Annotated in this window: 15 protein-coding genes; 7 read left to right on the top strand and 8 right to left on the bottom strand. The window is 39.9% G+C overall.

Annotated elements, in window-relative coordinates; genetic code table 11:
• Nucleotides 1–17: 17 nt before the first annotated feature.
• Nucleotides 18–2609, bottom strand: coding sequence for a bifunctional diguanylate cyclase/phosphodiesterase (locus QQK02_RS00530; protein ID WP_284205970.1), 2592 nt, complete (start codon nucleotides 2607–2609; stop codon nucleotides 18–20).
• A gap of 285 nt (nucleotides 2610–2894) precedes the next feature.
• Here QQK02_RS00530 and QQK02_RS00525 point away from each other — a divergent pair, with 285 nt between their 5' ends.
• From QQK02_RS00525 to QQK02_RS00515, 3 genes are read left to right on the top strand one after another with little or no spacing between them, the layout of a single operon-like run.
• Nucleotides 2895–4301: an efflux transporter outer membrane subunit gene (locus tag QQK02_RS00525; RefSeq protein WP_284206134.1), complete on the top strand. Its 1407-nt coding sequence runs from the start codon at nucleotides 2895–2897 to the stop codon at nucleotides 4299–4301.
• Nucleotides 4288–5532 carry an efflux RND transporter periplasmic adaptor subunit gene (locus QQK02_RS00520; protein WP_284205969.1) on the top strand — a complete coding sequence of 415 codons (1245 nt, stop codon included), beginning with the start codon at nucleotides 4288–4290 and terminating at the stop codon, nucleotides 5530–5532. Before QQK02_RS00525 ends, QQK02_RS00520 begins: the two co-directional genes overlap by 14 nt.
• Nucleotides 5532–8657, top strand: a complete 3126-nt coding sequence (locus QQK02_RS00515) for an efflux RND transporter permease subunit (protein WP_284205968.1) — start codon at nucleotides 5532–5534, stop codon at nucleotides 8655–8657. Before QQK02_RS00520 ends, QQK02_RS00515 begins: the two co-directional genes overlap by 1 nt.
• 127 nt (nucleotides 8658–8784) lie before the next feature.
• On the opposite strand, the gene rpoH is transcribed toward QQK02_RS00515, so the two are convergent.
• Nucleotides 8785–9648 (bottom strand): RNA polymerase sigma factor RpoH, encoded by an 864-nt coding sequence (gene rpoH, locus QQK02_RS00510; protein ID WP_284205967.1) that lies wholly within the window; start codon nucleotides 9646–9648, stop codon nucleotides 8785–8787.
• Between the two features lie 241 nt (nucleotides 9649–9889).
• On the opposite strand from rpoH, the gene QQK02_RS00505 reads away from it, so the two are divergent.
• Nucleotides 9890–11116: an EAL and HDOD domain-containing protein gene (locus tag QQK02_RS00505; RefSeq protein ID WP_284205966.1), complete on the top strand. Its 1227-nt coding sequence runs from the start codon at nucleotides 9890–9892 to the stop codon at nucleotides 11114–11116.
• On the opposite strand, the gene ftsX is transcribed toward QQK02_RS00505, so the two are convergent.
• From ftsX to ftsY, 3 genes are all read right to left on the bottom strand, one after another.
• The gene (gene ftsX, locus QQK02_RS00500) at nucleotides 11094–12065 is read right to left on the bottom strand and encodes a permease-like cell division protein FtsX (protein WP_284205964.1); all 972 of its coding nucleotides are present in this window, start codon (nucleotides 12063–12065) and stop codon (nucleotides 11094–11096) included. The two genes, QQK02_RS00505 and ftsX, sit on opposite strands and share 23 nt — an antisense overlap.
• The gene (gene ftsE, locus QQK02_RS00495) at nucleotides 12058–12753 is read right to left on the bottom strand and encodes a cell division ATP-binding protein FtsE (RefSeq protein ID WP_284205963.1); all 696 of its coding nucleotides are present in this window, start codon (nucleotides 12751–12753) and stop codon (nucleotides 12058–12060) included. The genes ftsX and ftsE overlap by 8 nt, the downstream gene beginning before the upstream one ends.
• 66 nt (nucleotides 12754–12819) lie before the next feature.
• Complete coding sequence (ftsY, locus tag QQK02_RS00490; RefSeq protein WP_284205962.1) at nucleotides 12820–14058, bottom strand: signal recognition particle-docking protein FtsY; 1239 nt, start codon at nucleotides 14056–14058, stop codon at nucleotides 12820–12822.
• Between the two features lie 126 nt (nucleotides 14059–14184).
• Between ftsY and rsmD the strand changes: the two genes are divergently transcribed.
• Nucleotides 14185–14766, top strand: coding sequence for a 16S rRNA (guanine(966)-N(2))-methyltransferase RsmD (gene rsmD, locus QQK02_RS00485; protein ID WP_284205961.1), 582 nt, complete (start codon nucleotides 14185–14187; stop codon nucleotides 14764–14766).
• Between the two features lie 12 nt (nucleotides 14767–14778).
• Here the strand turns inward: rsmD and QQK02_RS00480 are convergent, their stop codons facing one another.
• The 3 genes from QQK02_RS00480 to QQK02_RS00470 all read right to left on the bottom strand — a co-directional run bounded on the left by QQK02_RS00480 (nucleotide 14779) and on the right by QQK02_RS00470 (nucleotide 18030).
• Nucleotides 14779–15363 carry a YjaG family protein gene (locus tag QQK02_RS00480; protein WP_284205960.1) on the bottom strand — a complete coding sequence of 195 codons (585 nt, stop codon included), beginning with the start codon at nucleotides 15361–15363 and terminating at the stop codon, nucleotides 14779–14781.
• Nucleotides 15364–15400: 37 nt separating this feature from the next.
• Entirely contained in the window at nucleotides 15401–17098 is a 1698-nt protein-coding gene (locus QQK02_RS00475) for a coiled-coil domain-containing protein (protein WP_284205959.1), read from the bottom strand.
• A 164-nt stretch (nucleotides 17099–17262) separates the two neighbouring features.
• Nucleotides 17263–18030 carry a SapC family protein gene (locus tag QQK02_RS00470; protein ID WP_284205958.1) on the bottom strand — a complete coding sequence of 256 codons (768 nt, stop codon included), beginning with the start codon at nucleotides 18028–18030 and terminating at the stop codon, nucleotides 17263–17265.
• A gap of 212 nt (nucleotides 18031–18242) precedes the next feature.
• On the opposite strand from QQK02_RS00470, the gene QQK02_RS00465 reads away from it, so the two are divergent.
• Nucleotides 18243–19097, top strand: a complete 855-nt coding sequence (locus QQK02_RS00465) for an EamA family transporter (RefSeq protein WP_284205957.1) — start codon at nucleotides 18243–18245, stop codon at nucleotides 19095–19097.
• A 4-nt stretch (nucleotides 19098–19101) separates the two neighbouring features.
• Nucleotides 19102–19410: a hypothetical protein gene (locus QQK02_RS00460; RefSeq protein WP_284205956.1), complete on the top strand. Its 309-nt coding sequence runs from the start codon at nucleotides 19102–19104 to the stop codon at nucleotides 19408–19410.
• Nucleotides 19411–19451: the final 41 nt, after the last annotated feature.

The raw sequence follows: 19451 nt of genomic DNA, 5'->3' as shown, positions 1-19451 counted from the left end.
ATATCGCTAATTTATTGTTAGGCTTTTAATTTTTCTGCTGCACTCAAGGTTTCAATGGTAGAAGTTATTTTAGCTGGTCGGCTTATATGGTAGCCCTGACCAAACTCACAACCTGCACCTTGAAGCTTTTTAAGCATACTTTCAGATTCAATACCTTCAGCAACAATACGGTACCCAAACTGTTCACCTAATTCATTTAACGCTTTAACCAAGGTTAAATTCTTATCGCTGTTGTTAAGCGTGCGAATAAAGCTACGATCGAGTTTAATAAACTCAAACGGGTAACTATGTAAGAAGCTAAATGATGAGACGCCTGCACCATAGTCATCTAGCGCGAGTTTCACCCCAAAATCTTTAAGTTTTCTGAGGCCCTTCAATGCAACGTCTGTATGCTGAGCAAACGCGCTTTCATTAAACTCTAAGATTAACCGTTCAGGCTCTATCGTGTTAGTTTTAATGAGTGCAATGAGCTTATTGAGTAAATTACTTTGCGTTAAGTGACGCCCTGATAAATTTACACCAATAAATGCGTTGCTATAAAGCGTATCATTTTGCCATTGCTGTAATTGCTGGCAAACCTCTTCAATAACCCAGGTTTCAATATCTAAAATAATGCCGGTTTCTTCCGCCATAAATAGGAACTGGCTTGGCGTTAAAATACCTTTTGACGGATGTTTCCAACGCAATAACGCTTCAAAACCAATGGCACTAGTACTACCCAGGTTAGAGATTTGCTGATAGTGCAATTCAAATTCTTGCTTTTTAATCGCAGCGCGAAGCTCTTGCTCTAACGACATATTCTCAAGCAGCTTCTCTCGCATACTCTCATCAAAAAAGACAAATCGACCACGACCTAAGCTTTTCGCTTGATACATGGCAGCATCAGCATCACGTAAGATTTCATTCGCATCGTTGTATTGATGGCTGCATAAAGCAATACCAATACTGGCATTAGAATAGAGCTCGTTACCGTCATATACGAATGGCTCTGCTATCTTGTCGATAATACGTGAACAAACATCTTCTACGTCTTCTTGGCTTTGCATTGAATCAAGTAAAACAACAAACTCATCACCACCTAATCGTGCAAGTAAATCATTATCACGGACACAAAACTTTAGTCGATTCGCAATTTCAACGAGGAATTCATCACCTGCATGATGACCCAAAGTATCATTGATCATTTTGAATCTATCTAAATCAATAAATAGCACGGCAAAACGATTTTGAGGGTGACGTTTAATGTGGCGTAGCGCAAAGCTTAAGCGGTCAGAAAACATCGCTCTGTTAGGTAGCGTTGTTAACGAATCATGATGAGCTTCGTGATACAGTTTAGCTTCAGCTTTGCGACGCTCTTCAACTTGCATGCGAAGGTTTAAGTTACTGATTTGAAGCTCTTTCGTGCGCTCATTTACCAAACGCTCTAACTCATCTTTGTTACGTTGTTCCTGTAACTGATGATTTTTACGTGTAATAGCACTGGCTATATGGTCAGCAATAAAACGAATAATCTCTAAATCATCTTGCTGATATGCATCTTCATGGTAAAAATCTTGTAATGCAAGCACACCAAACACTTCACCCTGATGCATCAGCGGCGCAGACAACCACGCTTTTGGTAACGAGCTACCGTATTGTGCAAACGACAAATCTTGCTCTTGAATACCATCTTTCGTAGAAAGGCTAAATAACGACTGATTTGCCAATAGCAATGGAGAAGAAAGGACAATTGTTCTTTCAGTTAAGCCTGACTTACGACGACTTGAGTTAATTTCAATAATTTGTTCATTAACAATATAAGGGTATTCAAGCTTGAAACCATCATTCGATAACAAGCTAATAAAAAAGTTTTTTGCCGGTAGCAGCTTCTTAACCTGATGATGAAGTGCTTGATAAAATTGCTGAATATCATCACTTGATGCAGTAATTTCTGAAATGGCTAACAACACTTTGTGAACATTTTCAGCTTTCTTACGCTCAACAATTTCTTTTTGAAGCTGAGAGTTTGCTTTGGTCAGTTTACGGGTTCGTTCTGTAATACTATGTTCAAGGGAAGCGCGAGAACGCACACGATCAATTGCGGTAACAATGTGCTCACTGATAAAGGTTAGCAACTCAACGTCAATTTTATCAAAAGTAAGATCGGCTTGGTAACTTTGAATAGCTATCACACCAATGACTTTATTTTCACGTGTTAATGGTGCGCCTAACCACTCTATACAATTACACGTTTGATTTTCGTCTTGTTCTGGAAAAAAGTGGAGCGTTTTTGCTTGAAGATAAACTTGAGCACTTAACCCAGTTTGCCACGCCTGTGCCGAAGTATTCACAATAAGTTTGGCATCAACATTGTTTTGCATATAGGCAAGTTCGAGCTGCTCTTGTGAATTAACGAGGGCAATATGAAAGTTTTTTGTCCGAAAAATAGGCTCTACAACACTAGCGAGTGCTGTATAGAAGGCATTCATGTCAGTCACTGTTGCTGCAAGCTCAGAAAGCGTTAACAAATTAGACTGCATGTTTTTTAGATGTCGATACTTTTTCAGTAGCAACTTAAATTTAGGTAGCTGTCGAGCAGCAATAAAACTATCGCTCGCCTTGCATTCCATTAAAGGCCATTCCGTATTTATTAGTATTATTTTTAAGCAGTTAGTCTACCAAAAAACTTCAACATAACCACCCCTTTAGTAAAGTAAATGTGAAAAAAACATGAAAAGCACGTTATACGTGCTTTAGACACTAATCAACTTTCTCAATGTTCACTCCTTCTGCTAATTTTGTATACAATGATCAAAAATTCACTGGTTAACGTAAAGTTGTGTAAATAGTGTTTTTTCTACAAAAAAAATACATACACTGATGCAATCAAAATAGTAAGTAAGGTAATGACAATAATGAAGTTTGGTCGGCAAATCGCCACCTTATCGGTTGCAGCCGTGTTGCTCGCTGGGTGTTCAACACAATCTAGCATCAACAATGCAACAATAACCCCTGACTTACCAAGCAACTGGCAGCAAGCGCAACTTGGTGAAGATGTTAATGTTCATTGGTTATCTCAAACAAGCAACCCGCAACTGGCAGCGCTCGTATATAAAGCACTAAGCAATAACCGTAGCCTAAAACAACAGGCGTATGGCTTAGCGATACAAGAACAGCAAGTCGATATTTCAAAAGCTGATTTATGGCCAGAAATAGATTTCTCACTAAACAGCTCAAGACAAGCGTCAGGCGATCCTGCAAGTTATAGCAACAACAATAGCCTAGCGATTGATGTCAGCTATGAAATTGATATTTGGGGCAAACTATCTGATGCGAAAAAACAAGATCATTTAACCTATTTGGCAAGTAAAGCAAATTACGTAAATGCGAAGAACCAGCTGATATCTGATGTCTTAAATAGCTATTTTGAGTTAGTTAGCGCACAACAATTACACGCATTATTTAAACAACGCGTTAATTTATCAAAAGAAAATTTAGACATCATTAGCTCTGGTTATAAACAGGGCTTGAATGAAGCTCTCGATGTTTATTTAGCAAGAAACGATTTAAACGCTGAGTTATCGTCACTTGCTAATCAACAAGCGCGTGTTCAACAAGCAAGCGCTGCAATCGAACAGCTTGTTGGCGATTACCCGGCAGGCACGCTAGTGGCGGCCAATGATATTCCAATTTTACTCGACAATCTTGATATCGGCGTACCTTCGACATTAATTAAGAAACGTCCATCGTTACAAGCAAGCTGGTATGAATTACTGGCTCAGGATGCTGCACTTGCTTTTGCTCATAAACAACGATTTCCAAGTATACGATTAAGCGGAAGTTATGGCACGCAAGCAAATGAACTCGATGATTTACTGTCAGGCTCTTCAATAGCATGGTCATTGCTTGGCGGTATCAGCGCACCTTTGTTTAACGCTGGTCAATTAAAAGCAGTAGAAGAGCAACAAGCACTGAGACTAAAACAAAACGAACAAGCCTACCTTGACAGTATGTTCCAAGCTTTTGCTGAAATAGAACAAGGTATTACCCAAGAAAAAAGCATTAAAACCCAATATAACAGTACATTAGCTGCAAAAGAAAACGCGATGATTGCTCAAACATTGGCGTTTGAACAGTACCAAAATGGTCTCGTCAGCTATACCACGGTACTTGATGCACAAGAGCGTGCTTTTAATGCTCAAAGCAATGTTATTTCACTTAAAAAACAATTAATTACCAACCGTATTAACCTTTACGTTGCATTAGGCGGCGACTTTACCGACGGGTTAATTAAGAACGAGTTAACAAATGAAAATCAATAAAAAGTATTTACTACCCGCCGCTATCGTCACCGCTACTATTTTAGTGATATTTTTTATCACGAGTAATCCACCTCAAGCGAAGCGTGGTCGAATAAGCCAAGGCTCACAAATAGTCGTGGAAACCAAGACCATGGCGCCACAAGACTATCAGGTAGTCATTGAAAGTTTTGGTACCGTCAAGCCAAGAACACAAAGCTCATTGGTCACGCAAGTATCTGGACAGATTCTTTATATCAGCCCTAATTTTCGTGAAGGCGGTACGTTTAAAAAAGGCGAATTACTGATCAAACTCGATGATAGAGACTACCAAGCAGAAGTTAAAATAGCTCGAGCTGCTGTCTTTTCTGCAAGCCAAGCTCTGGCAGAAGAGGAAGCAAGAAGTAAGCAAGCACTCACAGACTGGAATCGTTTAGCTAATGGCGAACAACCTACTGATTTGGTGCTACGCAAACCACAGTTAGAAGCGGCGAAAGCAAGTTTAATGTCGGCACAAGCACAACTAGACGTGAAGGAAATCGCATTAGAGCGCAGCCAAATAATCGCACCGTTTAATGGTCGTTTGTTAACAAAAAATGTTGATATGGGTCAAGTGGTTTCAACCAACACTGAATTAGCAAGCATCTATGCTACTGATTATGTAGAAATAAGATTACCGATCAACAATAACGATTTGTCACTAATGACATTACCTGAAGCCTACAACGCCGCCGATATCATTGGTGTTGTATTTAACTCCTCTCTTGTTGGTAACCAGCAATGGCAAGGTGAGGTTATTCGCTCAGAAGCGGCAATAGATAACTCATCTCAACAACTCTACGTGGTTGCACAGATCAATGAACCATTCAACGTGAATGACCAACAACCGATGCCAATCAAAATAGGTCAATACCTGACAGCCAATATTGAAGGTAACATCATTAAAAAAGCCTTAGTTGTACCGAATAATACCATTTACCAAGGTAGCTATGTGTATGTTGTCGAAGATGGAAAGTTATTTAGGAAAGATATCAACATTCTGTGGCAAAACAATGATGAAGCGATTATCGACAAAGGATTAAACGCCGGAGAAGAGCTCGTTATTACCTCATTAGGTCAAGTAAGCTCAGGAACAAAAGTGGGTATTTTAGGTGACACTAAACCTAAAGACGGCAAACGTGGCAAGCAGTTAAAACTATCGCAAGCAAAGAAAACTGAAAAAGGGTCAAAAAACGTTTCGCAGGGGGCTAACTAATGATTGCATGGTTTGCTAAAAACTCTGTCGCCGCAAACTTATTGATGGTGTTTATTTTGGTGATCGGGCTTGGTTCGTTATCCTTAAAAATACCATTGGAAGTTTTCCCGTCGGTCGACTCTGAAGTTGTTTCGGTTAATATCTCTCTGCGCGGTGCCACACCGGAGGATGTTGAAAAAGGTGTCACCATTCGCGTTGAGGAAGCGGTTCAAGACCTTGAAGGTATTGATAGAATTGTCAGTAGTTCTTCTGAAAACAACTCTTCTGTGCGCATAGAAGTTGAACCCGGTTATGATCCTCGCGAAATGCTCTCTGATGTTAAGAGTCGCGTTGATGCCATCAACACCTTCCCCGCTGATGCTGAAAAGCCGGTTATTGCGCTTGCTCAACGTAAACGTGAAGTTATCGCAGTAACAGTAACAAGTCGCTACAGCGAAAAAGAAACATTGGAGTTTGCTGAAGTCGTTCGTGATGAACTGCTGCGTTTACCTGGTGTCACTCAACTCGATCTAAGTGGTGTAAGAAACTACGAAATCAGCTTAACATTATCGCAAGATCAATTACGTCAGTATGGTTTAACCATCACTGAAGTATCACGTATGGTGAATAGTTTTAGTACCGATGTTTCAGCAGGTAACCTTCGCTCATCTGGCGGTGATATTTTACTACGTTCAAAAGGGCAAGCCTATTACAAAGATGAATTTGCTGATATCCCGATAAAAACAGAACCTGACGGTACCATTATTAGGCTTAGAGATGTTGCTACCATTGATGATGGCTTTGAAGAAACACCTATTCGAACACGCTTTAATGGCGAGCAAGCAGCCTTTATCGATGTGTATCGCATTGGCCAACAAAGTGCTATCGATGTAGCGGATAAAGTAAAGCAGTACATTGATGATCGCCAAGACTCTTTGCCTGAAGGCTTTGGCATCAGTTATTGGGATGACGATTCAGAAATCGTTAAAAACCGTATTTCAACTCTAACGACAAGCGCCTTACAAGGTGGTTTTCTCGTTTTACTTTTATTGACGCTATTTTTACGCCCATCTATCGCTTTTTGGGTGTTTATCGGCATACCGGTATCGTTTATGGGTGCCTTTATTTTCATGCCGTTTTTCGGTGTTAGCCTAAACATCATGAGCTTATTTGGCTTTATCTTAGTACTAGGTATTGTCGTTGATGACGCCATTGTCACCGGAGAAAATATCTATACTCACTTAAGGAAAGCGGAATCTGGTGAAGAAGCAGCGATCAAAGGTACACAGGAAGTTGCTACGCCGGTAACTTTCGGTATTTTAACGACAGTAACCGCTTTTTTACCTATGCTGTTTATTGAAGGACGACGTGGTGCACTGTTCTCGCAAATCGCCATTGTTGTTATTCCTGTGCTTATTTTCTCTTTAATTGAGTCAAAGTTTGTACTGCCCGCCCATTTAAAGAAAATTAAACTGCGCAATGAGGTTTCTAAACCAAACAAACTTGAAGAGCTACAGCAACGTTTTGCCGATGGCTTTGAACGTGCCATTTTAAAGTTCTATCAACCGTTACTATCGGTAGCATTGCGGAACAAGCTAACAACTATTTCTCTGTTTGTCGGCACATTCCTCATTATTATTGCATTACTAACATCCGGTTGGAGTAAGTTTGTTTTCTTCCCTCGTATTCCGAGTGAAACAGTACGTTTGAACCTCACTATGCCAAATGGAACGCCGTTTGAAGTGACCAATATGCATATCATTAATATTGCGTCAAAAGCTGAAGAGCTACAAAACAAATACGTTGACGAAGATAGTGGTGAAAGCGTTATTATGAATGTACTTGCCACAACTGGCGGCCGAGGCGGTACTTCTCATGTTGGTGGTGTACGTTTTGAGCTGATTCCTCCTGAGCGCAGAACAATAGACATCACTTCTGCTCAAATGGTTAGAGAGTGGCGACAATTAGTGGGAGAAATCCCTGGCGCTGAGTCGATGACTTATCGCGCTGAAATTGGTCGCTCATCAGATCCTATCGATGTACAGCTCACAGGTAACTCACTTGAAACGCTTCAAGAAGTGGCTGATCAAGTCAAAGTGCAACTTGCGAATTACCCCACAGTGTTTGATATTGCTGACAGTTTGTCTGACGGCAAAGAAGAGTTGCAAATAGAGCTGACGCAACAAGGTAAAGCACTCGGGTTTTCAAGGCAAGATGTAGCAAGCCAAGTGCGTAATGCCTATTTTGGTGCTCAAGTACAACGTATCCAGCGTGGACGTGACGATGTCAGGGTTATGGTACGACTGCCACTTGAAGAGCGCCGCTCGCTTGCCGACCTAAATCACATTTTAATTGCCACGCCATCGGGTAACGAAGTGCCGTTATCACATATCGCACAGCTGATCCCAGGTAAGAGCCCTTCTACCATCCGCCGGATAGATCGCTACCGTACGGTAAATGTCACGGCAGATATAGATAAGCAAAGCACGAATATGACAACGCTCAATGCCGATCTTAAAGTATTCCTTGATAATTTAGTGACACAATACCCAGGTATTAATCACTCACTTGAGGGAGAAGCCAAAGAGCAGCGAGAATCATTTGGTTCTTTAGGTTGGGGCTTAGTCTTTGTATTTTTTATAATTTATGCGTTACTTGCGATCCCTTTTAAGTCTTATATTCAACCACTCATTGTCATGAGCGTGATACCGTTTGGCTTAATTGGTGCTTTTGTTGGTCATTGGATAATGGGCATGGACTTAACCATCTTTAGCTTACTTGGTATGTTGGCGCTGATTGGCGTAGTCGTGAACGACTCTCTTGTTTTAGTTGATTTTATTAATAAAAAACGCCAAGAAGGGGTAACAACAGCCAACGCTGTACTAACCGCTGGTGCGTCGCGTTTTAGGCCGGTTATGTTGACGAGTTTAACAACCTTCATCGGTTTAATGCCGCTACTATTTGAGAAATCAACTCAAGCACAATTCTTGATTCCAATGGCAATTTCGTTAGGCTTCGGTATCTTATTTGCGACGTTTATCACATTGATACTGGTACCGGTAAACTACCTCATCGTAGAGCGTGTAAAGGGCAATAAGGTTGCATCACAAAGCCTTTTAGTAGATGGCAAGGCCGCAACATTTTAGCAAAGTACAGGTCGCAAAAAGTCGTTTTTTAAAGACAACTTGATGCGGCCCATTCATAAAAAATGAACCATAAAAAAAGCCCGGTGAAATCACCGGGCTTTTTCATATGAAATTGCGCCGCTTAAAACTAAACTAATGCAGTTTTTAATTTACCAAGTGCATTTTTTTCAAGCTGACGTACACGTTCAGCGGAAATACCATACTTACCTGCAAGATCTTGCAATGTCGCCTTGTTATCGTCTAACCAACGTGTTTTAACAATATCTTGGCTACGTTCATCAAGTGCGACTAAAGCATTAGCTAAACGTTTATTAGCATGTGCTTCATAGTTCTCATCTTCAACCAATGTCGCCAAATCAGAACCTTTATCTTCTAAGTATTGTGCAGGAGAAAAGCTACCAATAGCACTGCCAGAATCGTCATCATCTGAACTTAATTCAAACGCTTGATCCTGATTACTCATACGAGATTCCATTTCCAATACGTCTTTTTCCGAAACACCAAGTGTTTCAGCAACGTTATTGATCTCGTCTTGACTAAACCAGCCTAGACGCTTCTTGTTTTTGCGTAAGTTAAAAAACAATTTGCGTTGTGCTTTAGTTGTTGCAACTTTAACAATTCGCCAGTTCTTTAAAACAAATTCGTGAATTTCTGCTTTGATCCAGTGCACAGCAAAAGATACCAAACGTACACCTACTTCAGGGTTAAAGCGTTTTACCGCCTTCATCAAGCCAACATTACCTTCTTGAATTAAGTCTGCTTGCGGTAAACCGTAACCAGCGTAGCCTTTAGCGACGTGGATAACGAAACGCAAGTGCGACATAATCAGTTCTTGTGCCGCTTGTAGGTCATTGTCTTGGTGTAAACGAGTTGCCAATTCTTGCTCGCGTTCCGCGCTGAGCATTGGAATGCTATATGCAGATTGTACATAGGCTTCAATGCTTCCACTTTGTGGAACCGTTAACGCCATTGTTTGCATCGTATTACTCATTTTGATCCTCGTTTATAAGATTACTCGCGATAATAACACGCGATTTTCCCTTTTGCTACGTCGATTTTTCATGTATCTCAATAGACCTTGGGTCATATAAAATAATTTCAAGTAAAATCAATTAATAGCCTTAATTTGTAACATTTATTGAATAAATCGTTAGGTTTTTGCCGCTAAAATTGTGTAAACTGAAATTCGCATAGTTATTAATCGATAAGAGCATTTGAAGAGGTAGCTTTTTTTGTATTCTTATGTAGCACGACAACCTATCTTAGATATTAACCAAGAGTTAGTTGCTTACGAGTTACTGTTTCGTGACGGTGAAAGTAATCACTTTCCGAATATTTGCCCCGATCAAGCAACATCTAACATTCTCACCAATAACCATCTAAGTATGGGTGTTGAAAAAGTTACTGGCGATCTTCCAGCGTTTATTAACTTTCATGCAGATACTCTCATTCGAAACTTTCCAAGCTTTCTCGATCCAAACAAAGTGGTCATCGAAATTCTAGAAGATGTGCCAATTAGTGATGAATTATTGGCGGCGTGTCGTGAACTTAAGAATAAAGGTTATAAATTTGCCTTAGATGATCATGACTTTGATCCTAAATGGGATGTTTTTTTCCCTTTAGTCGACATTATTAAAGTCGATATACTTAGTACCAATATGTTAACGATCAGTCGTTACATCAGGCGCTTAGAAGCCTTTAATCTGACATTATTAGCTGAGAAAGTTGAAACTGCTGAGCAATTTGCTCAGTTAAAGTTACTCGGTTTTACTCAATTTCAGGGCTATTTTTTCGCTCGACCAGAAATGATCAAGCAAAAGAAAGTTACGACATCAAAGCAAAGTATCTTGTCTCTAATAGAACAAGCAAACCAAGCAGGTTTAGACTTTGATAAAATCAGTGATATTTTCAGCTCAGATCCTGGTCTTACTTATAAATTATTGCGCTTTATCAACAGCCCTACTTATGGTCGTAGCCAGGAAATTACATCGTTAAAGCACGCGCTCATTTATATTGGCGAAGTCGAGCTGAAAAAATTTATAGCTTTGCTCGCCTTATCTGATTTAAGCGATTCACAACCTAGTGAAATCATGCGTGTATCATTGGTAAGAGCAAAGTTTTGTGAACAAATATCGAACTTTAAAAAAGACGAAGAAAACCCACCTAAAGCTTTCTTAACGGGTATGTTATCGATGATAGATGGCATTCTGAATTACGAGCTTAATTCGGTACTTGATATTTTGCCTATTCATCCTGAAATTAAAGCAGCTTTGCTTGGTGAAAAGAATACGTTAACAGGTTACTTAATGTTGGCAAGAAAGTCAGAACAAGGCTTATGGCAAGAAGCAGAAAAAATAGTTCAAGCACTCAATGTGTCGCTTGAACAATATTATCAAGCCCATGCAAAAGCAATTGAATGGGCAGATGACATGATGCTTACTCAGCAGACGGTTCAATAGCCTTTATGTGTCTTCTCACTGAGATATAACTACCTAGCAAACCTAAACTGATTGCAAATAGCAGCAATAAGCCGACTTCATTGCCTGACAATGCATCCAACTCAAAGCGCTGTTGATAAACTTCGGTTAATTTCGCTATGGCGCTCGATAGATAATTAACGAGCAGCCATATAAGCACGGTTGCTAATAAACCACCAAAGATTCCGTACCACATACCCGAATATAAAAATGGCCGTTGGATAAAGCTATCAGTAGCGCCAACAAGCTTCATCACAGCAATAGTTTGACGTTGATTTAAAATTTGCAACCGAATGGTATTGCCGATAATTAGGACAACCGAGGTACACAGAAGCAACGCAACCGACATAACAATATCTTCAATCAAATGAGCTATCGCTTCTAAGCGGGTTAACCACTCTAAATCGAGTTGGCCAATATCCACTTCTCGTTCTTTTTGTAGCTTGGCTAACAATTCTTGAGCAGCTTGAGACTGACTATGACGTTGAGTAGGGGTAACTAAAAGCGTTGCTGGCAATGGGTTTTTATCTAAATAGCCAAGCGCATCACCAAAACCAGAGGATTGGCTAAATTCTCGTAACGCCTGCTTAGGCGAAATAAAAACGACATTATCAACCTCAGGATAAAGACTAACACGTTGGACAAGTGCCTGAGCGGCTTTATCCGACGTTGAAAGTTTCAAATAGAGGGTAATTTGCGATGCGCTATTCCACTGGTGAGAAATAGCCTGAGCATTCTTAACAAAGACGTGTAATGTTGCAGGCAACGTTAAACTTATACCTAGCACAACAATAGTCATTACTGTCGTGAAAGGTGTGCGCCATAAATCCCCCAAACTGCCAATAGCTTGTTGTAAATGACGAACAGGCAGTGCCAGTAATTTCTGTATAAGGGTTGGACGATGCGCTAAAGCAGAATGAGAATTAGCCATGGTCGCCTCCAAGGTTTAAACCTTCAACAACGCCGTCATTAATCATATTGCCTTGCTTTAATGTTAAGGTGCGGTATTTCATGCGAGCAATCAGGCCTAAATCATGAGTCGCGATTAAAACAGAAACACCAACTGCGTTAAAGTCTTCAAATAATTGAATGATTTCTAAGGATAATTTTGGATCAAGGTTACCTGTTGGCTCATCAGCCAGAATGATAGGAGGCTTATTAACAATTGCCCGAGCAATACCAACGCGCTGCTGTTCACCGCCCGAGAGCATGTATGGAAAGCAACGAACTTTATCAAGTAAATGGACTTTTTCTAGTGCGGTTTCAACACGCTTTTTAATTTCTTTAGCGCTAAAACCTTCAATCACCAGAGGTAAGGCTACATTATCAAAAACCGTGCGATCCATGAGCAAGTTATGGTTTTGGAAAATCATACCAATTCCACGCCTAACGTAGGGAATATCTTGGTATTTAATATTGGCAAGCTCAGTACCATTAATATTAATACTGCCGCTACTTGGCTTTTCCATCATGGAAATTAACTTTAATAACGTACTTTTACCCGCCCCAGAATGACCGGTTAAAAAGGCCATTTCACCAGAGCCGACTTTAAAACTGACTTGCTTTAAAGCGAGAAACCCACCAGGGTAGGTTTTACTTACATTATTAAATTCAATCATTTGGCTACTTTTTATAAATTTTTATTATCTTAGCGCCTTTACCTTGATGCTGACAACTACCTATTTTTACGTGTCATCTTGTTCAAACAAGGCATCAATAAAATCTTCAGCAACGAACGGGCGTAAGTCATCAATACCTTCACCAACACCTAAGTAACGAATCGGAATTTGATACTTATCTGCTATCGCGAAAATAACACCACCCTTTGCAGTACCATCTAACTTAGATAATGTTATGCCCGATAAATCAACGGCTTCTTTAAACAATTGCGCCTGACTTAACGCATTTTGCCCCGTACCTGCATCTAAGGTTAGCATAACTTCATGTGGCGCATTTCCATCAATTTTTTTCATGACGCGAACAACCTTTTTCAGCTCTTCCATCAAGTGGCCTTTGTTTTGTAATCGACCCGCTGTATCAGCAATTAACACATCAACATTTCGCGCTTTGGCTGCGCTTAGCGCATCAAAAATAACTGACGCACTGTCCGCACCGGTATGTTGTGCGATAACTGGGATATCGTTACGATCGCCCCATACTTGCAATTGTTCGACGGCAGCAGCACGGAATGTATCACCAGCAGCTAGCATGACAGACTTACCTTGCGCTTGATATTGCTTAGCCAATTTACCAATGGTTGTCGTTTTACCGACACCATTAACGCCAACCATTAAGATAACAAAAGGGCCGTCTGCGTTTTCAATAGATAACGGCTGATCAACAGGTGCAATAGTATTTTGCAGTTCTTGTTTCAGCAGTTCATATAACGCTTCAGCATCTTTTAGATCTTTTCTGCTCGCTGTTTCAGTTAGCGAGTCTATGATACGTGTCGTTGTTTCAACACCTACATCGGCGAGTAATAGATGCTCTTCTAGCTCTTCAAAGAGTTCGTCATCAATTTTTTTGCCACGGAATAAATCAAATAATCCACCACCAAGGCTTTGGCGTGTTTTGGTTAAGCCTGATTTAAGACGCGCAAAAAAGCCTTGTTTCTTTTTTGGCTCTGGCTCTGGCTCTGGCTCTGGCTCTGGCTCTGGCTCTGGCTCTGGCTCTGGCTCTGGCTCTGGCTCTGGCTCTGGCTCTGGCTCTGGCTCTGGCTCTGGCTCTGGCTCTGGCTCTGGCTCTGCAGGAGCTTGCTCAAGACTGACTGTCGTTTCAACACTTTCGGGTGTTTCAGTTTGGCCATCTTCGGTCGTTACTTGATTGCCATCGGCAACGTGTTCACTTTCCTGTACTTTAGCTTCTTCAGCTTCATCTTTACTGCCTAATCCTAACCAGGAAAATAAACCTTTCTTTTTGCTCATAACGCTTTATTTCAATACTTTAAGTAAATAGGGCAGTTTGCTAATAGCTTTTTAGTAACAAACAGCGATAAAATTGGCGATATATTACCACCTTAATGCACTAGACAAAACAGCATATATACCGATATGGCAAAACATCCATCAGCGAAAAAACAGTCAACTGGCGCAATTAGAATTATTGCCGGTAAACATAGAGGCCGTAAATTACCTGTACTCAATGCGCAAGGCTTACGCCCAACAACAGATCGCGTTAAAGAAACCGTCTTCAATTGGTTGATGCCTTATACAGGGCAAAGCCTATGTTTAGATTGTTTTGCTGGTGCCGGCTCTCTCGGTTTTGAAGCACTTTCAAGAGGTGCCAACCAAGTCATTATGTGTGAGCTTGATAAAAGTGCTGCAAAACAACTTAAAAGCAATGCTCTATTATTAAATGCGGATAATGTATCGGTAATCCAAGGGAATGCGCTAAATTATTTAACCAATAAACCAACAGCAATGGATATCATTTTTATTGACCCTCCATTTAGAGAAGGCCTAGCGGATAAAGCGATTAAATTGATTGATAACGGTTGGTTGAAAGACGACGGCTTAGTGTATGTTGAAGTGGAATCAGAACTTTCAATGACTGCTATTCCTGCACATTGGCAACTTCTCAAAGAGAAAGTTGCCGGTCAAGTAGCCTATCGCCTCTATCAAAATACCCAATAGTCGAACCTAGTGTTAAATTTCAATACCTAAGTTAGACATGCCTTCTTCTAAAACCAATGCTTTGGCTTTTTGACAAGTTTCTTTAGTTTCAGGCGCCTGATTTATAAAATCAAACAACTGCGCTTGTGTATCTTGTTCCCATTGCATTAAAGGGTGTTGCGCTATTGCTTCATCTAACGCTTGCTCAGTCAACTCACCTTGCTCAGAGAGCTCTAGTTCACAATAGAAATTAACAGAGTTAAGAGATAATTGTGCAACGCTTTCGAAGTTTTCTAGCTCTTTATCCTGCATACCTTGCAGTAAAGAAAGCATTGCCATGGTAACGTCGATTGCAGGAAAAACACCAAAGCTATCAAATTGTTCGGGATCGGGAATTAGCGGTTCTAACTTCGCTAACTGTGCATTGTAGTTGATTTTGCACGACTGCTTTTTATCTAACCATTGCCACACTAGGTTGAGCTGATTTCTCAATAATTTTGGTTCGCCAAACTCAGTGACTTCATGAAACATGACTAAATTAGGCAACATACGTTCAAGCAACGCTGCACTATAGGCGATTTGTTGCCAATGGCTAAAACGGGAGATATCTATCGTCACGACTTTTCTCTAATCAACTTAATTGGTCGTATTATACCTAGTTAGAGGTTTGCTTGGCCAATTGCTTTTGAGCGTATTCAAATCGTAAACGATATTCTTGCAGTTTCTCTTCAAGCTCAGTTGTTGAGGTCGACAGCTTTTCAGACAATTCAAAATTTTCATCGCGCAGGTATTTAATCGTTTCACGCGCTTTTTCGTAGTCTGCTTCTTCTTTTTCTCTGCGTGCTATCGCTTTTTCTTTTTGTACTTTACCGTCTTCGATAAGCTGCTCATATTCGCGTTGTAGCGCTTGATTTTGTTCCACTAAGAATTCATTGTCACTTAACAGCTGCGTATTCTTTTGCTCACTTTCTTCATGAGCCTTAACAAGTTCAGACAACTGTTTGTTCAGTTTTTCTGTAAGCGTATGACTTTCTGCTAATGCATCTTTTTTTGTGTTCAAGTCACCTGCTAATAGCGATATTTTTTGCTCGTTTTCTAAGGCAATATTGTCTTTTTGTTGAATATCTTGCGTGAGCTTTCCAATGGATTTCTGATCATCACAGGCTTGCTGCTGAAGTGCATTGAGAGCCAGATCTTTTTCTTTTATCAGCAATAGCGAATCAGTTAATTGTTGTTGAGCACCTTCATGTTGCCCATTAGCTGTAGCTAAACTTTCCGATAATACCTGCTTATCAACTCGCAATTGTTCTGCAACAGATTGCTGCTCGGCAATATCCGTTTGTAATGCAACAATGGCTTGCTCTTTTTGTTCATTATATTGCGATAGTTCGCTAATAGTTTGTTGTTGCTTGTTTTGTTTTTCTTGATGCGCCTCAATGGCAGCTTGGTACTCAGCAACACTATGTTGCTCGTTCGATAGTTGTTCAGCTTGATCTTCAAGCTGCATTGTTAATGCTTGATTATCTTGTGCTAACTGAGCAAGGTTTGCCTGTTCATTTGTTAAATTAGTTTGTAGCGTTTCTAACGCCTGCTCTTTGCGCTCTAGCGTGGTTCTGAGCTCATTTATACAATCTTCTGCAGATTGTTGACTCGTTTGGTTTTGTTCAAGCTGTTGATTAAATTCTATTTGTTGTTGTGCTAGCGCTTGCTCTGCCAGGCTTAACTCATTTTGCAGGCTAGCTTCTGTTTGCTGTAATTTTGCCACTTGTTTTTCAAGTTGCTGATGAACAGCTTGCTGATCATTTAAGTGTTGCTTTTCACTCAGCTGCAATTGGCTTGTTAGGTTGGTTAACTCTTCCTGTAAACTCAATTCAGCTTGTTCACGCTGAGATAAATCGTGCGCGGCGGATTTTTGAAACTCATCAAACTCAGTACTGAGCTGCATATGCGCTTTTTGACTTTGCTTTAATGCGTCGTTTAGTTCATTGATTTGATGATTGAGCTGTTCGGTGGCTTGCTGAAGCGTTTGACTGTCTTGTGAGGCTTGTTGTTCACTTGCTTCTTTGCCTGCGACTTGAGACTTTAATTCAACATTCTCGTTATTTAGTGCAGTGACTTGCTCTTCTTTGAGATCGATACGCTCGTTGAGTTTTTCGATCTGCTGATAAGCATTCGCAAGCCCTTTTTCAACCTTGATATATTCAGGCTGTTGGTTAATTTCAATGGGGTCAGCATTTTCCTGTGCTTGCGCGAGCAAAACATTGAATCTTTCTTCAAGTTTGAGATATATCTCGCCCGTTAAGTTTTGCAATTCTTCTTCGACGGCGTGCATTAATTTATTATTATCAGCCATATCATCCTCTAACAGCCCACTACCAATCATGCTTATTTACCCTAGCACATCAATGATGAGGTGTTAATTTTTAATCAATATTTAACCAACAACACCTCTTTACGCGTTTTTAGGGCAAAAAAAAGCCTAGCTTTAGCTAGGCTTTTCCAATGATATCGCTGTAATTATGCGTTAGCTACTTGTTGCTCTTCAGCCTCTGCTGGAGCAATGCGTAATGAAACAACTTTTTTACCGTCAGTTTCGTTGCGTAGTTTAGCTAAACGATTAATTTGACCAAACGATAATAACATTGCGTGAATTGGCACGAAAATACCACGCTTAGTGAAGTCTACAATTTTCTCGTCTGAAAGCGCTTGAAGTTTCTCTTCGTTGATACCGTATAAACCTACTAGCTTTTTCTTTTCACCATTAGCGAAATCAATGTTTAACTGAAGCTCAACAAGTAAGTCGTTATCTTCTAATTCTTTTACGAATTTCTCAGTTAATACTTCACTGTTATAAAGGTTACCGAGTGCTTCTTGGATGTTCTTAAATAACTCTGACTCTTCACCCTTTTCATCGAATAGTGGGATTTCTTTATCTTCACCAACGTATTCGCTGTCTAAATCAACACATGTCGTTAATGTTTTTTCTTTTTCAGGATCTAAACCTAAGCTAAATGGTGCTAATGCAATTGCTTGTGGCATAAATAAAGAATCTAAGATGCCATCTTTGTAGAATAAGTTCTCACCTGCTTCTAGACCCGTCATTAATACTGGACGGAATCGCTCGTTATCTTTAATTAAAAAAATTGGGAAGCTTGTTGCTAACTGTGGAAATTCGCGCGCATGTGTTGCAATGATGTGCTGACCTGAAATATCTGGTAAGCCACGTTGTGCTGCAACTTTTAAATTCTGGTGTAATTCTTTTTTTACTGGGGCAAAGTTAGCCATAATTCTTCTCTTCTTTGATATGTTTGCCTGTACAAGAGGCTTATAATAATTTCTTAATAGTTGTTATGGAGACGGGGTAATGCGGTTTCAATAGCTAGACTGCATTTTTTTATTCCGCGACTGCATTGTTGTCTTCATTCTTCAAAAAAAGGCTGGCAAGTCAAGCTTAGTCAGCGTAAATTTCTCAGATAAACGATTTAATAGGATAAATTTTGTTCGCTTTACTGTTTGTTTCACTACTTTGGGCATTTTCTTTTGGCATCATCAAAGGCGAATTAACGGATTTACCACCTACTTTAGTTGCACATTTACGCTTATTGATAAGCTTTATTGTTTTCTTACCTGTTGCTTTATGGTTAAGAAAAACATCAATATCTTTCAAACTCATTGGGCTAGGTGTTATTCAATTTGGTGTGATGTACATCGCCTATATTTTTTCTTATCAATACTTACCTGGTTATTTAGTGGCCGTATTAACCATTTTTACACCACTTTACGTCATGATCTTTGACGCGATGATAAAGAAGCGATTTAACGGGCAGTGGTTCTTACCTATAATTTTGTCGATCCTTGGTGCTGGAATTTTGGTTTACCAAGAGAATAATGCACAACAATGGCTAATTGGCTTTTTAATTTTACAAGTTGCTAATTTAGCTTTTGCCTTCGGTCAAATTTATTACAAGCATGATGATAACGGTCAAGCCTCACTCGCTTTGCACTCAAGCAACATGGCGAATATGTATTTTGGTGCTGCCTTATTTTCAGGCATTATGATGTTTTGGCAAACAGGTGAAAGCCTTACGGATATAAAGATCACCTCTCGACAATTTTATTTTGTTCTTTATTTAGGGGCGATTGCCTCAGGTTTAGGTTTTTTCTTATGGAATTGGGGCGCTAAACACGTATCAGCTGCTTCACTAGCAATTATGAATAATGGATACGTACCGTTAGCTATTATTTTGTCTTTTACGCTGTTTGGAGAACGTCCTGATTTTGCTAAGCTACTCTTAGGAACCACACTTATTGTTGTCAGCCTGTTATGGGCTCACAAACAACAGGCAAAATAACGTTATGTTAAAATGGTGCACACTATTATTTTTGATATTAATCAATGATTATGCCTTTGCCATGCCCGACATTCGCGTTGAGCATGGTAAAAGTTTAGAAGGGTATGCTCGCCTAAGAATAATCAATAGTACAACACGTCCATTAGCCTGTTATGTCGCTATTGATGGCTATAAAAAGCGCTTTGTATTGGACGCATTAAAGCCGTCTCTTTGGTATAAAGCAACCAATATGGCATACAATTACAAGCACTTTAGTACGTGGTGCGATTATTTAGAGTTCCATCCTAGTTATCAGCGATATCGCGAAAACTAACTTGCACTGCAACAACAAAGAAACATTCCAGAAACAAATTT

The sequence above is a fragment of the Thalassotalea eurytherma genome (genome assembly GCF_030161415.1).
Lineage (GTDB): Bacteria > Pseudomonadota > Gammaproteobacteria > Enterobacterales > Alteromonadaceae > Thalassotalea_G > Thalassotalea_G eurytherma.
The sequence above is the reverse complement of the archived record's forward strand: the minus strand, read 5'-3'. Positions and strand labels throughout refer to the sequence as shown.

Bases quoted from the DNA above. Each gene is read 5' to 3' on its own strand.
- QQK02_RS00525 (WP_284206134.1), top strand. From the start codon at position 2,895: ATGAAGTTTGGTCGGCAAATCGCCACCTTATCGGTTGCAGCCGTGTTG.
- QQK02_RS00515 (WP_284205968.1), top strand. From the start codon at position 5,532: ATGATTGCATGGTTTGCTAAAAACTCTGTCGCCGCAAACTTATTGATG.
- QQK02_RS00460 (WP_284205956.1), top strand. From the start codon at position 19,102: ATGTTAAAATGGTGCACACTATTATTTTTGATATTAATCAATGATTAT.
- QQK02_RS00475 (WP_284205959.1), bottom strand. From the start codon at position 17,098: ATGGCTGATAATAATAAATTAATGCACGCCGTCGAAGAAGAATTGCAA.
- QQK02_RS00530 (WP_284205970.1), bottom strand. From the start codon at position 2,609: ATGGAATGCAAGGCGAGCGATAGTTTTATTGCTGCTCGACAGCTACCT.
- QQK02_RS00520 (WP_284205969.1), top strand. From the start codon at position 4,288: ATGAAAATCAATAAAAAGTATTTACTACCCGCCGCTATCGTCACCGCT.
- QQK02_RS00470 (WP_284205958.1), bottom strand. From the start codon at position 18,030: ATGGCTAACTTTGCCCCAGTAAAAAAAGAATTACACCAGAATTTAAAA.
- ftsY (WP_284205962.1), bottom strand. From the start codon at position 14,058: ATGAGCAAAAAGAAAGGTTTATTTTCCTGGTTAGGATTAGGCAGTAAA.
- ftsX (WP_284205964.1), bottom strand. From the start codon at position 12,065: ATGGCTAATTCTCATTCTGCTTTAGCGCATCGTCCAACCCTTATACAG.
- rpoH (WP_284205967.1), bottom strand. From the start codon at position 9,648: ATGAGTAATACGATGCAAACAATGGCGTTAACGGTTCCACAAAGTGGA.
- rsmD (WP_284205961.1), top strand. From the start codon at position 14,185: ATGGCAAAACATCCATCAGCGAAAAAACAGTCAACTGGCGCAATTAGA.
- ftsE (WP_284205963.1), bottom strand. From the start codon at position 12,753: ATGATTGAATTTAATAATGTAAGTAAAACCTACCCTGGTGGGTTTCTC.